Origin of the sequence: Mesorhizobium sp. CA13 (genome assembly GCF_020165235.1) — a bacterium.
Taxonomy (GTDB): Bacteria; Pseudomonadota; Alphaproteobacteria; order Rhizobiales; family Rhizobiaceae; genus Mesorhizobium.
On the sequence record NZ_JAIUHS010000001.1, the window covers coordinates 711,170 to 725,655 of the forward strand.

Below are 14,486 nucleotides of genomic sequence, written 5' to 3' on the forward strand. Positions count from 1 at the left end.
TTCGATGAGGAATATGTATGTCCGGATTGATCGTTCCGATTATTCTTGCTGGCGGCCAAGGCACGCGCCTCTGGCCGATGTCGCGCTCGGCGCGGCCAAAGCAGTTTTTGCCACTGTTGGGGCCGCACAGCCTGTTTCAGGAATCGCTGAAGCGGGTCGCTGACACGCGCTATGCCGATCCGATCGTTATCACCAACAATGAATATCGGTTTCTCGTCGCCGAGCAGGCAGCCGAGGTCGGATGTGAACTCTCAGGCGTCTTGCTGGAACCCGTCGCCCGCAATACCAGCGCCGCGATCGCCGCGGCGTCGCATTTCGCGGTTCAAAAGTTCGGCGAGGACGCGGTGGTCCAGATCATTCCGTCCGACCACTCCATTGTTGTCGACGAAAGCTACTGGACTGCCGTCGATACGGCGGCGACTGAAGCCCGCAGCGCCAGGCTGGTGACATTTGGGATCACGCCGACGCGGCCAGAAACAGGTTTCGGCTATATCGAGACCGGCAAGGAGCGCTCCGCCAGCGTCCATGAAGTGGCGCGGTTTACGGAAAAGCCAGGCATTGAAGAAGCTCAGAGAATGCTCGCCTCAGGCAAGTACCTCTGGAATTCCGGCATGTTCATGTTTGGGATAGAAACCTTCCTTTCCGAGCTGGAAAAATTCTCACCCGAAATTTCGGCCGCTACGCGGGATGCGGTCGATAAATCGGTTGTCGACCTGGATTTCGTGCGCCTGGACAGAAAATCGTTCGAGGCCTCTCCCAGCATTTCGATCGACTACGCTGTTTTTGAAAAATCTTCGATTGTATCGATTGTTCCCGTTGATTTTTCCTGGTCCGACATGGGCAGCTGGGACGCCGTCTGGACAGCAAGTGAAAAGAGCAGCGACGACAATGTCATTGTCGGCCGCGTCGGCCTTTCGTCTACGCAGCGATCGTTGGTCATTTCGGAGAAGGCTTATGTCGCGGTGCACGGGCTTGACGATGTCGTCGTCGTTGCCAGCGAAGACGCGATTTTCGTTGGGAAATTGTCGGATGCGCAAAGTGTTGGCCGTATTGTCAGCGAGCTTAGAGCGTTGCCGGAGACGTCGCACCTTACAGAGATCCACCGCACTGCATACCGCCCTTGGGGCGGCTATTCTTCCGTTCTGAACGGTGATCGTTTCCAGGTGAAGCGGCTTTTCGTCAAGCCCGGCAAGAAGCTTTCCCTGCAAAAGCATTTTCACCGGGCCGAGCACTGGATCGTTGTTTCAGGTACAGCCGAAGTGACGATCGACGGTACGATTTCGATGCTGACGGAAAATCAATCCATCTACCTTCCGCTTGGATGCACGCACAGGCTGGCGAACCCCGGCAAGATCTTGCTCGAACTGATCGAGGTGCAGACCGGATCCTATCTGGGCGAAGACGACATCGTTCGCATCGAGGACGAGTTTGGCCGGGTTTGACGGTTTGCGGTTGAACCAGATCGGCGCCCGTTCATGGGAATCTGACGCCACTCTATCTCCTACTTGAGCATCGGAATCATCCGAAAAAGATTCGCACTTTTCAGTCCGATGCTCTGGATTTCAGGTCAGCATTTGCGCCAGGACATCGCGAACGGGCAAAGGCGGAAGACGGTTTGGCAGCAAGCGGTTAAGCTTTTCGACAGAGCCGACAAGGTGCCACACCTCATTCTTGCGCGTGAATTCCGGCGCGGCTTCTATCTCAATTTTGTGGCCTGTCAGGCCGGTCAGATCCTCCAGGAGCTCGCGCAGCTTCGTTCCGCGTCCCGAACACAGATTGACGACTTCACCGAAAGTGGCTGGCGCCCCGATCGCCTCGATCAGGATCGAGCATGCCGCGTCGAGGTTGATATAATCACGGATGACATCGACATTGCCGAGACGCACGACAGGCGCACGCCGGATGAAATGGTCGACCAGCTTGGGAACGATGAAGTCCGCCCGCTGCCCTTTGCCGATGACGTTGAATGGCCGCACGATGGTGATGTCGTGCCGTTCGGCGGCCAGAAAGGTCAGCCGTTCGGCAACGAACTTGCTCAGTCCGTAGTGATGGACCGGCAAAGGCGGCATATCCTCGCTGAGCACATTGGACGGCTGGTTGCCATAGACGCCGGCCGTGCTGACAAAGATAAGCCGTGTGCGCCGCCCGAGACGGTCGACGGCCTTGATCAGGCGCTCGGTGCCCAGCGCGTTGATCTCGTAGTAGGCGCTTGCTTCGTTGCCCGTGACCGTGGCAAGCGCCGCCAGGTGAATGACGATATCCGGATTGGCATGGGCCACCGCTGCCCATACCGCTTCAGCGCTCTCAAGGGAAAAAGCGGGACCTTGTTGAAAGGGCTCCGCGCCGGAACTCGCGCCATACACCGTATGCCCCTGCTCTCGAAGCAACATGCACAGGCGGGTGCCGATGAAACCCGAAGCCCCGGTAACGAGTATTTTGCTCACGAAGTGACTGCCTCATTATTGTCATCACAAATGACCGCACTCCGGCGCAAATGGCCCGAACGCCGCGCTCCTGTCTGGCACGAACCAGCGCGCGAATTCAATGCGTATTCCCTGAATCGAGCAGGTGACGCCTCATCGCCGGAACGGGCGCGGCCGATGTTCTGAACATCCTGACGACCGCCGGCTACGATAGGGTTCTCGGAGATCATTGGCATCGGACAGCAGGTTGGCTCCAGCACAGTGTTCACCTTCGACACCAACACCTCGATCACTTTCGCCGAGCCATCTCATCGCCGACGATTTCAAGTTTGTCTAGACTGGCAAAGTTGGTCATGCTACGCCCCGCGTCTGGATGGGTTACTGATCCTGCAGCTCTTTGCCTAGGGCGATCCACCATTCATCCATGTGGGTCAGTCCGGTGCAGTTGTTGGATATTTCGCCGGGCGTGACCAACCACAATCAGCTTTTTCCGTCGAATTGAGTTGGTGAATTGCTGGTTGCTGGTTTATGGGCGCACAAGGCTCTCGCGATCATGCCGGGTAAGATGAATGGCGTTTGAAGTTCTTTTTGCGGTGTACTCCTGCGCTCTTTATGCGTTGGCGCTGCCTGTCGCCACACTATTCAATCGCTGGGCCAAGGTAGAACCGTCCGGCGGAAAGGCGTTTTCTCATCCTTTGGAGGCTGTGCGCGGCATCGCAGCTATGATGGTGTTCACCACTCACTCCATGATGTATTTTGGAAACCTCATACCAGGCTCCCCAATCCCTTCATTCCCGGGTGCAGTTGGGGTTATCCTGTTTTTCTTTTTGACTGGCCATCTGTTCTGGTCGCAGGTTTTGACGGGTAGCTTTAACTACACCACATTCTTTCCCAAGCGTCTGAGAAGACTGGTTCCCGCGGCGACGGTCATGGTTGGCACGGTGATGTTTTTTGACTGGCTTGTCCTTGCCAGGATGCCTAGCCTCACCTTCGATCACATCATGCTGCTCGTCCGCAATCTTGCCTTTGGTTTCGGCGGAACAAACGACGTTTTTTTCCCGGAGACGGTGCAACGTATCAATGTCATATGGTCGCTCAAATGGGAGTGGCTATTTTACCTTTGGCTGCCCTTGGCATCCTGTTTCAAATCCCTGCCTGCGATCACCGGCTTTCTCATATTTCTGATAATGGTCTTCATGGATCCGCGGCAGATTGTCGGGGGAAATTCCGACGCAATTTTCCTGCTTGCGTTCTTCCTTGGTGGACTAATGTCCTACGCCGACAGATTGAAGCCGCAAGTGTTGGATACGCTTGGGAGGATATTGGCGTCACCTTACTTCGCCATATTATGGATTGCCGTTATTGCACTTTATATCCGGGGCCTTGATGTTCCGATCGCGCCCGTCCGCAGCATTCCTTTGCTGCTGGTGTCATTTGGCATATTCCTCTATTTTTGGGCCAGCAAACACAATCCTCAGAAATGGATCTTTGCGCCGTCCGTCCAGCTGATAGGCAAGATTAGCTATTCTCTTTACCTGTGGCATTTGGTCATTAATTGGTATGTCATCAAGGTATCCGCCAAACTGTTCAATACAAGCTCGATTTTTGCCTATATGACGTTGAGCGCAGTAATGCTTGTGATTGCCGTGGCTGTCGCGATGGCTTCATACATTGTGGTCGAAAGACCATTCATGACCCGCAAGCCTTCGACCGTGCCGGAAACGAAGAGGGTAGATGTGCCGGAGCGCCTATACATAGGCGAATAGAGAATTCGCCACATTCACCAAGATCGAAATCAAAATTCCAGCCGGTGAGACAAGATCGGGCGGCGAGCTAAATTCGACACAATCAACGACTACAGGTTCTGGCAGGGCACTTCCGCGCGGATTCCGCTCTGCCGGACTGTTCTTGTTGAACGAACCCAAGTGCGGGCATGCGGAAGCATTCAATGAAAAAAATTGCAGTCGACAAAGGCTTGCCGCCGATCTTCATCCACTCGTCCTGGCGTTCGAGCAGTACCTACGTCTACTCGCTGTTCCGCAAGCAGACCGAGCTCTACTACGCATTCCAGGAGCCGCTGAACGAAGTGGCGTTGTTGGGGCAGCGAGACCCGCAAGTCCTGCTGCAGTCCAGCCAGGTGCTCGCTTCGCAATTGCGACATCCAGATCTCGGAAAACCCTATTTCCAGGAACTGCACGATACCTACGCCGCATGGGCGAACGTCTTGCAGAAGCCGATGCTCTATGACGATTTTTTTGGCACGGCCGATGGCGTCGATACGGCCGCCTTTTTCGATGCACTCATCGAGGTTTCTCCGCGCCGGCCGGTATTTCAGGAATGTCGGACGGGTATGCGGATCGCGAAACTTCGTGAACGGCTGGGCGGGGTGCATCTGGTGCTGATCCGCAATCCGCGCGATACGTGGTGGTCCTACAAGGTCAACGAATTCTTCGAGCGCGCGCGCGCGCTGTGCGTCAATGCGGCGAACCCGCCAGCCAGTATTCTGGCATTGCGCGAGGCTATAGCCTTTGTGCCGTTCTCCGCTTCCGACATCATGGCAGAGTTTGGCCATTTTTCGCGTGTGCATCGGTCGCCCGCCGACAGCTATCTCGAACATTGCGTTCTGTGGGGGCTGGCGCTGTGTCACGCCCTCGACCACGCCGACCTGGTACTCGACATCGATCGGATGACGAAGAATCCCGAATTGCGTCAGAATGCCGGGAGCCAATTGGAGGCGCTTGACGTCCCTGGCATCGATCTTGAAGGTGTCCATGCGCCGCAGCGTTGGTATCAGCCAAGCGAACTGGATTTTTATCGGACGCAGGAAGCGCGTGCGATAGAGCTTTTGGAGCAATCCGGCGTATCCACTAAGGCGTTGCTGGCGTTTTGCGGCGACGATTATTGGTCAGCCGAGCCACAGGCCGATGCGTCGGCGGCAGCCGAATATCGCGGGATCGTGCGGCGGCTGGAGGAACAGGCCCAGGAGCAAGACCGGGTTGCAGAGACCGACAAAACCGAACTGCTCAACACCGTACAGGCACTCAGGGCCGAGAAGGCCGAACTGCTCGACAGCCTGAAGGAGGCATCCGGGCACTATGCAAACCTGGATCGAGCATTTGCGGCAGGCAAAGATGAAGTCCAGAGCCTAAGGGAGCAATTGGCGGTCGCTCAGGGCGAGGCGAGCGATCTGCACACCCAAATCCACGCACTCGGCACGGTCAACGAAGCCCTGGGCGCGGAAGTCGAGGACTGGCGTGACAAGCATGCGCGTGCAAGGCAGCGATCAACCGACCTGCAATCTGAGTTGGCGGCAGCAGAGGCTGCCTTGGCTGTCGCGCGGGAGCGCATTCTGGCAATCGAATCCAGCCGCACATGGCGCTGGACGCGGTCATTGCGGCGGGACGGAACCTGACGCTGTTCGCACAGGCAGGCCCTGCCGTCAGCTTTTAAAAGCGTTCTACGAAACGGTCAAAGCACGGGAAACTGCGGCTTGGCCGGTGGCGCGGTGGGCTGCCGCCGCCGGACGGTCTTTCACACTGCGACGATCAAGGCTTTCGGGGTCGCCTGGTGCTGTCCAGACCTGCAATTCCATTGCCTTTCCCGCGCCCGGTTGTGAAATCATGGCTGCGCGCGCCTAGCCGGGTTCGCACGGGAAATCACAGGTTGAGACGTCTTTGCGAGCGAGTCTGTGCCGGCGAGCCTGGCGAAGTGGGCATCGGCATTGCTTTGCAATGCCGCGTACACGTCCTTCGCACAATCTGCCCAGCTATAGGTTTTCCAGTTGCGCTTGATGGCACGTTCGCGCTTCTTCAATTGTGCCGGATGATCGAGATAGTAACGGATCTTGTCCGCCCACCCCATCACATCCCAGGGCAGAACGTAATCGACGAGATCACCGCCCACCTCGCGCAGCGGCTCGACGTCGGAAACAAGGCAGAACTTTCCGTATTCGAGGCTTTCCGGCAGAGTCAGGCTCCACCCCTCGTACAGGCTTGCCAGAAGCGTGAACTCGCAATGGCGATAAAGAGCGTCAAGCTGCGCGTCATTGGCGCGTGAAATGATGATCTTGTCCTTCACCCGGTCATCACGGGTTATTCGGCTCATAAAATAGTCTGTATGCCAACCATGCCCACCGACAAAGATCATCTGTGGCACGTCCCCGCCACGCTCCAGCAAAGTGAGGTAAGCCTTGTAGAGCGTATCGTGATTCTTGCGGTTTTCGATCGTGCCGACGGCCAGCAGAAACTTTCCGGTCACGCCCAGCGATTGCAAAAGCTCACGGTCCCGCTCTTGCGTGCTATCCATCTTAACAATATCGCCTCCGAAATGGACCGGAATACTGTCGGGGGACTCGAACCCGTTCTGCTTTTGAATAAGCGTTGCGTCGCGTTGCGCTGTTTTCCCGCCATAGATGATAAAGTCGAATGTGTTGGAAACCAACTCCAGGAACTTGAGATAGATCGGTGGGTTCTGGCTGACATGCAGATGCGGCGTTATCGTCGGCGTCATGTCGTAGAGAACATGGGCGAGAAACACCCGCTGACGATCCGGCATATCGCGCAATACCTTGAGCGATATCAACGTCCAGTCGATGCCGGCAAAGAATACAATGTCCCCATCCTGAAAAAGGCTCATATCGCCCGCCTGTAAAACCGGTGCATCCGAAGGCGTGTCCTCCAGTATTTTCGTTTGGCGACGGCTCGCCGCCTTATGGTACAGCCAAGACTGTAACTCTCTAGGCAGCACGCTGGCGATCAGCAATGAGCCTTCACGGGCGTCCCACACGTTGCGCAGTTGCGGACCCTTTCGCAGAAGCGCCAGAGCATTTTCGCGGCGCTTCTTATTGCTAAGGCTATCCACGCTCATATAGGGGCTTCGATAAATTCCCTGTTGCGCACGTTCCTCCATGATCTTGTTGAACTGGATGAAATCTGAGCTCAGATTTTCACCGTGGAAAAGCCACTCAAGATTCTCCTTGGGCACCTCGAACGCTCGCCCTCTATCACAGGCGAAGAAGCGAACACTCGGGTCTATCCTGTAGAGTTCCTTTGCTAAAAGTAGCTCCGCCCGGATGATGCCGGAGATTCCTGGACGCGGCCAGAGATAGCTCAGGGTAAGGTCCACCCATATCGGCCGAGTTGTCGCTGGGCGTGCTATCGCCAGAGCGTGAACAGCCGGAAGGCGGTCACGGTGCAGTGCAGCGATCTTCTGGCTGAGCGCGATGGCACAGTCGTTCCAGGTCGTGTTTTTCCATCGCGTCGCGATTGTCGCGTTGCGTTTGGCCAGAACCTCGGAATTAGTCGCGTAGTATTCCATCTTATCGCGCCAACGGACAACGTCCCAGGGCGCGATATAGTCGACCAGATCGCCTCCGACTTCGTGAAGCGGTTCGACATCGGAACACAGGCATAGCTTGCCGTATCCCAGGCTTTCCGGAAGCGTCAGACTCCAGCCTTCATAAAGCGTCGGCAGCAGAGTGAATTCGCAATTCCGGTAGAGAACATCGAGTTCGCCGTCGGAGGGCTGCATGACCAACAGTTTGCCGTGAATGCGCGGGTCACGCATAAGCGTGTCCATCAGTTCGATCGCCGAATAGGGTTCGGGCCGCCCTGCAAACACGAGTTGTGGAGTTGCGTCTCCCATCTTATCGAGAAGCATCACGTACGCACGATAGAGAGTCTCGTGGTTCTTGCGACCCTCGATACTGCCAACCGTCATCATGAACTTGCCGGAAAGACCGAGTCTTGCCAGCACCGTTGCATCGTCCTCGCTGGCTTTGAGTGTGTTGCCAAGATTGCTGCCAAACTGAATGGCGGCTGCGGGGGGTACCGGCAATTCACGTTCGCGCTGTATTCGCTGCGAATCATTTAACGCAGTCTGGCCACCATAAATCAGGAAATCGCAATTTTGCGCGGCCCAGTCGAAATAGGCCTGGAACGTGGTGAATCCAATATCGAGATAAAGATGCTTGGTAACCGGGTTGATAAGGATCGTATCGTAGATGAGATACCCCAGATATATCTTCGTTCCCGATGCCTTGACCCGCTCTATCACTTCTTCCTTGTCGTTAAAGATGAACCCGGCGCTGAAGACGATATCTCCATCCTTGAACGGATGAAAAACCTTGGCCGGATGAAAAGAGACGACAGGTTCAGCAAGAACGGATTCTACGGGATGGGTTCCGCTGCGCCTCATCTTCGCGCGGACGGCGCGACCGATTGCCCCTGCTTTGGAGAACGCTACTCCCACTGCCACAGCCGGCGCTGTCGCCACGCGCATAACACCTCGCCAGCCGGGTTGCATTGCGTTTATCAACAGAGCGCGACCCGTCCGAAACCGTTTGAAACGACTGATATCGAGTTGGCTGACCCGTTGAATTTCCTTACGGATGTGGGATGGCACGGCATCGAAGCCATTCACCGGGGAAGGCTTGCCGGAGCGACCCGAATCCTTCAGCCGCGCCACAAACGCATCCGCCACATTTTCCGAGGACAAAAGCCAATCGAGATCAGAGGCCGGCACTTCCACAAGCGCCTCGTCTTGCAGGCAAAAGAATCGGACATTTGCCCGATTGCGATAAAGACCGACCGCCAGCTCCATTTCGGCGCGGATAATGCCGACAACTCCGCCAGTGGCGTGCAATGTGGCGGTCAAATCCATCCACAAGACGGGTTCCAACTCGTCGGCAATTCCAGCCATCGTCTTCTTCTCCGGAATTATACACTATATCTACAGAGATCCGACAATCTATATTGGAGATACCAGTTCCTACCAGCATCCCAATCGCCGATCTCGCTTCCGGGCAAAGCACTAGGTGATGCCCTGGCTTATTGCAACACTCACCTTAGGAGTTGCCAGCGCCTACAGCGAGCCACGCAGTTCTGCGGGATTGCTAGCCTGCAAAAGCTTCCTGCGCTTGGCTCGGGCCCGGAGATCCGACGACCGGAACCCCGCGGCAGATGAAGGTGCGGTACCGCCGGCGCCGCCAAGCCGTTGTCCCACGGACCGCCGAAGCCGATCGTCGATGCCGTGGTGCCGATCTCTGACGACGTGTGATCAAGAGCGCCACGACTACTTCTGGAACGCTTTGGTGACTTCGGCACTCTACCTGTCGACTTCCGTCCCTCGATCGAGGTTCGTATCTTCGGCGTGACTGCATCGGAACCATTGTTGGTATAGGGTCAGAACGAACGGTGATGTACTGGGTTGGCGCGGCAAATGCCACCTGGACCGGTCTGGATGGTGCGAGCTTCTATCCGTAAGAGGCCGGTGCGGCCGACCTTGTCGTGTTTTCGGGTCCGTGGCCCTCTCTCCCTGCAATCCAGTTGCCAAGCCTGATCGAGGGCTTTTCGGTCCACCGGAATGACACGATTGCAATGGGGATGGTCAATGCGACGACGGCAACGGATAGCGGCAAGCCGACTTCAAGGGGGTGTGCGGTCGCCCACGGCCATGCCTGGAAAGGATGGTCGATTATTTCCATCACGAAAACAGCGTAGAGATAGAAGCTGTAGCTAATGTCTCCGAGAAAAAGCGAAACCGGACGTTCAAGGAACGGTCCGAGCGACCCAGCCTTGCCATAGTAGATGCACGTGACGAGTGTTGCAGCCGCGAGACGGTGAACGATGATCGAGGCGCCTACGTCAGGAATCATGTGTCGGGCGAAAAGCATCACAGCGGTTGCCGGGATCCATGCGTAGCGCGGCAATAAGTACGCAGCAAAACCACCAATCCTCGTTGGGATCAGCATTCCAAGAGCGAAGCAAGACCAGACCCACCTAAACGACTTGGCTAGATCGGGCTGACCCGCATAGGAAAAAACGGCCCATATCACGATCAGGGCAAAGGCCAAGCCGGCTTCTTTGAAATATCGAAATCCGGTAAAGGCGACCAAAATCACGGGAGCGGCTAACATCTCGACATTGAGCGTCCATGTCGCTCCGTTGACTTGGAACTCGTACAGAAAGACGTTCCTGACAAGTTCGGCTAACGAGATCGGCCGTACGATCAGATTGAAAGCCCCCCAGCAGAGCAAGAGGCAGAGCAAAAGCGGAGGGTAAATACGAAAGAACCGGCGCACCAGAAACCGCCGCGCGGTCGGTGGCATAGGTTCGGAACTGCGCATCAGGCTCTTGACTAGGACTGCGCCGCTCAGAATGAAGAAGATGACCACCGGGGTTTCTCCATTCAAAAGGGCAAAGACGATCTTTGTCAACCGTCCGTAGAAGTCCGGAATATTCCAGAAAACAGTCCATTCGATGCGTTGGACTTGGGAGTGATCCAGAGCCGTGATGGTATGGAAAAAGGCGACTGAAATTGCCGCATATCCACGAAGACCGTCGAGCTGGCGGTTTCGGTTCGATGTCACCAAATCTTTGAGTCCTTGTCGTGCCATGCTTCGTCATCGGTCATCGGCCGATATTCAAACCTCCCACCAATCCATCTGCGCATCGATGCATGCCATTTGCCATTCCGGGCAAACATTCCATAGCGCGGCGGTCATGCGGTCATTAGGAGGGCGATACCGATACAATCGACCAAGTCATTGCTCTGCCTTCCTCGAATCCGGGCTTCTAGTGCCACGAATGCCCGCTACTTGTCTATCGGCCAACATGATCGACCGTCCTTTCCACACCGCTGAAGCCAGTTGTTGACGGGCTTTTTCATAGCAAATGTGCAAGACAGCGGATAAAATGACCGCGACCCGACCAGGATAACGGTTTCTTTCAGCATGTCCCTCAATCTCAAGATGGTATCGGGGTTTGTGGCCCCGGGGGCCCGATGCCGATCTGGTGGACCATGTACAAGGCAAACGACGAATCGCTCAGAAGCACCAACAACCGGTCATTCAGCATGCTCGAGACAAAACCACGCTGATGGGCGAACACCAAGCTTGTTAAACTGTCTCATGTAAGGTAGGTCGCGCCCAGTCAAAACTCTCGTAAGGCAAGTTTTTATGGCCTCTTCCGAAGGGTCCGGGCGCAATGCTCAACTGGATGGTTTGCGAGGCTATGCGGCTATGTCCGTGGCCGTCTTCCACACCATCACGTCGGTCGATTACACCCAGGTCGGGCGCATTTATTTTCAGATGTTCTGGCAGATCGACGGAACTTACGACCGGCTGACAAAGGTCGTTTTCACATTGTTCAATGGCCTTACACCGGTTGTCATTTTCTTTATTCTGAGCGGTGCGGTTTTGAGCAAAAGCCTTATGCGGGCAGATGGCCCATTGCGCACCACAGCGAAAGACTTTTTGATCAGGCGAGTCCTGCGGATTTACCCTGCGCTGCTTGTCTGCCTGATTCCGGCGTGGATGATTTTCAACGCTTGGGTCTATCCTATTCCGCTGTCCGACCTTGGACGGAACGTAATTCTCTATGATTTCACCCCCAACGGCTCGACCTGGACGTTGAACGTCGAAATGCTGGCGGGACCATTGATCCTGCTGGCTTTTGTTGGCTTCGCCTATTTCCGCGAGGTCGGCCTAATTATTGCCTTGATAGCCATCTCTCTTGCCTTCCACCATATAATTCCTCCTGGACCACCTGAATTTCTCCGAACGTACTGGTCATGTTTCGCTGTAGGCATGCTGGTTCCGACACACGTTGGTGAACTTGTCGCAAGGTACCTGCCAAGACATTCCTGGATCGTTGCATTGATCGTGATGATGATAGCCAACTATGTCATCCCCTATCCCGGTTATGCGACAGTCGTTCATCGGGTATCCGCTGCACTGTTGGTTTCGTTGCTGTACTATGGTCAAGCCGGAAGTCTGGGACGGTTTTTAGATAGGCCGATCTCGGTGTTCATGGGCCGGATTAGCTACAGCTTTTACCTTTTTGCGGCCCCCATGATGTTTCTGCTCGGCGGGATTCTCAAATGGATTGACCCATGGGTAAAGGACTATCCGCTTGAGGCCGGAGTTCCATTGGCCGCGCTCGTGGTGGCAGCAACAATCCCGGTTGCCATGCTGTCGTACCGATGGGTGGAAAAACCGTTCATCATTTTGAGCGGACGCCTAACCGGTAGTGGGCGCGGCTCGCGGGTTAGCCCGTCGGCCGAGGCAGTGTCATCCGTTCCTGTATCCTGACGAATTCTCGTTTAAGGCGTCCAGTCCAGCGGTCCGTGCTCTGACCCGCAATTGCATCGTTGCGTTCTTCTTCGAAGAAGCCTCCGTTATAAATACCTATTTGTGATATCTATACTTAATATACTTACTCGTACAAGGTATCCTGCCACCGACACTGTTTCTGGGCAAGCACTGGGTCACGCCTTGGCTTATTGCAAAACTCATGTTAAGCGCTGCCCCTCGACGCCAGGCGCGAGCCGCGCAATCCTGCGGGGATCGCTGGCCTGCCTCAATGCTATGCGCAGGCAGGGTCTCTTCGCCTAGCTCCTCAGGCCGGAGTTCCCGCCGAATTGCCACTGGTGATATCATGACTGTCTCGGGTGCTCCCGCAACGACCCCGCCGCGATCAGGAACGAGCGATATTCTGGCTGCCATTGCCGCCTTCGAATCCTGGCTCAGTCTCGGAGCGTTCGATATACGCCAGCGTTACCGGCGCTCGGCTATCGGGCCATTCTGGATCGTGATCAGCACGGCGGCTGTTGCCGGCGGCATCGGATTCATGATGTCGTCCATCCAGGGACGCCCGATCGCCAACCTGATCGCATACATAATCGTCGGAATAATGATCTGGCAATTTCTATCCACGGCCCTGGCCGAATCCTGTCAGGCGCTGATCGGGCGCGCAGCCTATATCAAGAGCCTTCCCCAGCCGGTCTGCGCGAACATATTGCGAACCCTCTGGGTGCAGGTGCTGATATTTTTCCACACGATGATCTTATATCCATTCGTCGTGCTGCTGACCGGAATCCCGATGAGCGCCAATCTGCTCATGGCGATCCCGGGTCTGGCCCTCCTGATTCTCAACCTCGGCTGGATGTCTGTGATCCTTGCAACCGTCTCGGCGCGGTTCCGCGACATTCCGCTCGTGGTCGGGAATTTTCTCAGCTTTCTGATGTTCCTGACGCCGGTTTTCTGGGAGCCCAGTTCGAGCAATCCCAATTATCTCGCTGCCATAGATTACAATCCGCTCTACTGGCTTATCCAGCTGGTTCGGGAGCCGATGCTGGGCAATATGCCTCTCACGCTGCAGTGGGTCGGCAGCATGGTCATGGCGGTAGTCGGCTGGATGGTGGCCGCTCTGATCTATAATCGAGCCTACAAGCGCCTGGCGCTTTGGGTATAGCGGAGCTGGCGGATGGCACGTGTCTCTCTCAAATCGGTGACCCTTGATCTCCCGATCTATTCGGCGCGGTCACGCTCGTTCAAAAATACCATCCTGTCGGCTGGAACAGGAGGCAGGATCAACTCCGCCGATGAAAACACAGTGGTCATACGGGCGCTCAGCGGCGTGAGCCTTGATCTCGCCGCAGGCGACAGGCTTGGCCTCATCGGAACCAATGGTGCAGGCAAGTCCACATTGATGCGGGTTATTTCGGGTATCTATCACCCCACCACCGGATCGATCGACGTCTCAGGCAGCGTTGGATCACTGTTCGATATGGGTCTCGGCATAGATGCCGAAGCCACGGGCTATGAGAACATTCGCATACGCGGCTTGCTGCTCGGGCTGCGCCGGAGCAAAATCGAAGAGCTCATCCCCGAAATCGAGAGCTTCACCGAACTCGGCAGCTATCTCGATATGCCGATCCGCACCTACTCCACCGGCATGCAGGCGCGACTGGCCTTCGCTATTTCGACCGCCATTCAGCCTGACATACTGGTGTTGGACGAAGGCATCGGCGCGGGCGATACCCATTTCATGCACAAAGCCCGCGAACGCCTCGAAAGCTTCATGCGCAGTGTTGGAGTCCTGGTGCTGGCATCGCATTCCGACAGCCTCATCCGTGATTTCTGTAACAAGTGCATTGTCATGCATCGTGGCAGGGCCACAGGCATCATGGGCGTCGAGGAGGCGATGAAAGCCTATTCCGGGCTTGTCGCGTTGCGCGATGCGGGGCGAGAGCCGGACGAATCGTTGTTCAATTAGGACTAGT

The 14,486-nt window shown here is 55.9% G+C and carries 9 protein-coding genes; 6 read left to right on the plus strand and 3 right to left on the minus strand.

Annotated features, from left to right (window positions below; all coding sequences use genetic code 11):
• Window positions 1-17: 17 nt before the first annotated feature.
• Window positions 18-1,442, plus strand: coding sequence for a mannose-1-phosphate guanylyltransferase/mannose-6-phosphate isomerase (locus LB566_RS03650; protein ID WP_224623200.1), 1,425 nt, complete (start codon window positions 18-20; stop codon window positions 1,440-1,442).
• A 120-nt stretch (window positions 1,443-1,562) separates the two neighbouring features.
• Here LB566_RS03650 and LB566_RS03655 read toward each other — a convergent pair whose 3' ends face one another.
• A complete protein-coding gene (locus LB566_RS03655; protein WP_224623202.1) occupies window positions 1,563-2,444 on the minus strand; it encodes an NAD-dependent epimerase/dehydratase family protein in 882 nt (293 codons plus the stop codon).
• A 548-nt stretch (window positions 2,445-2,992) separates the two neighbouring features.
• Here LB566_RS03655 and LB566_RS03660 point away from each other — a divergent pair.
• Window positions 2,993-4,189 carry an acyltransferase family protein gene (locus LB566_RS03660; RefSeq protein WP_224623204.1) on the plus strand — a complete coding sequence of 399 codons (1,197 nt, stop codon included), beginning with the start codon at window positions 2,993-2,995 and terminating at the stop codon, window positions 4,187-4,189.
• A 182-nt stretch (window positions 4,190-4,371) separates the two neighbouring features.
• Window positions 4,372-5,835, plus strand: coding sequence for a hypothetical protein (locus LB566_RS03665; protein ID WP_224623206.1), 1,464 nt, complete (start codon window positions 4,372-4,374; stop codon window positions 5,833-5,835).
• A 206-nt stretch (window positions 5,836-6,041) separates the two neighbouring features.
• Here LB566_RS03665 and LB566_RS03670 read toward each other — a convergent pair whose 3' ends face one another.
• Window positions 6,042-9,122 (minus strand): glycosyltransferase, encoded by a 3,081-nt coding sequence (locus tag LB566_RS03670; protein ID WP_224623208.1) that lies wholly within the window; start codon window positions 9,120-9,122, stop codon window positions 6,042-6,044.
• 553 nt (window positions 9,123-9,675) lie between these two features.
• The gene (locus LB566_RS03675) at window positions 9,676-10,818 is read right to left on the minus strand and encodes an acyltransferase family protein (protein ID WP_224623210.1); all 1,143 of its coding nucleotides are present in this window, start codon (window positions 10,816-10,818) and stop codon (window positions 9,676-9,678) included.
• 561 nt (window positions 10,819-11,379) lie between these two features.
• On the opposite strand from LB566_RS03675, the gene LB566_RS03680 reads away from it, so the two are divergent.
• The 3 genes from LB566_RS03680 (at window position 11,380) to LB566_RS03690 (ending at window position 14,479) form a co-directional block, all read left to right on the plus strand.
• The gene (locus tag LB566_RS03680; protein WP_224623212.1) at window positions 11,380-12,513 is read left to right on the plus strand and encodes an acyltransferase family protein; all 1,134 of its coding nucleotides are present in this window, start codon (window positions 11,380-11,382) and stop codon (window positions 12,511-12,513) included.
• Between the two features lie 346 nt (window positions 12,514-12,859).
• Window positions 12,860-13,675 (plus strand): ABC transporter permease, encoded by an 816-nt coding sequence (locus tag LB566_RS03685; protein WP_224623214.1) that lies wholly within the window; start codon window positions 12,860-12,862, stop codon window positions 13,673-13,675.
• Between the two features lie 12 nt (window positions 13,676-13,687).
• On the plus strand, window positions 13,688-14,479 hold the full coding sequence (locus tag LB566_RS03690) for an ABC transporter ATP-binding protein (RefSeq protein WP_224623216.1): 792 nt from the start codon (window positions 13,688-13,690) through the stop codon (window positions 14,477-14,479).
• Window positions 14,480-14,486 lie beyond the last annotated feature (7 nt).

Bases quoted from the DNA above. Each gene is read 5' to 3' on its own strand.
- LB566_RS03650 (WP_224623200.1), top strand. From the start codon at position 18: ATGTCCGGATTGATCGTTCCGATTATTCTTGCTGGCGGCCAAGGCACG.
- LB566_RS03660 (WP_224623204.1), top strand. From the start codon at position 2,993: ATGGCGTTTGAAGTTCTTTTTGCGGTGTACTCCTGCGCTCTTTATGCG.
- LB566_RS03665 (WP_224623206.1), top strand. From the start codon at position 4,372: ATGAAAAAAATTGCAGTCGACAAAGGCTTGCCGCCGATCTTCATCCAC.
- LB566_RS03670 (WP_224623208.1), bottom strand. From the start codon at position 9,122: ATGGCTGGAATTGCCGACGAGTTGGAACCCGTCTTGTGGATGGATTTG.
- LB566_RS03675 (WP_224623210.1), bottom strand. From the start codon at position 10,818: ATGGCACGACAAGGACTCAAAGATTTGGTGACATCGAACCGAAACCGC.
- LB566_RS03680 (WP_224623212.1), top strand. From the start codon at position 11,380: ATGGCCTCTTCCGAAGGGTCCGGGCGCAATGCTCAACTGGATGGTTTG.
- LB566_RS03685 (WP_224623214.1), top strand. From the start codon at position 12,860: ATGACTGTCTCGGGTGCTCCCGCAACGACCCCGCCGCGATCAGGAACG.
- LB566_RS03690 (WP_224623216.1), top strand. From the start codon at position 13,688: ATGGCACGTGTCTCTCTCAAATCGGTGACCCTTGATCTCCCGATCTAT.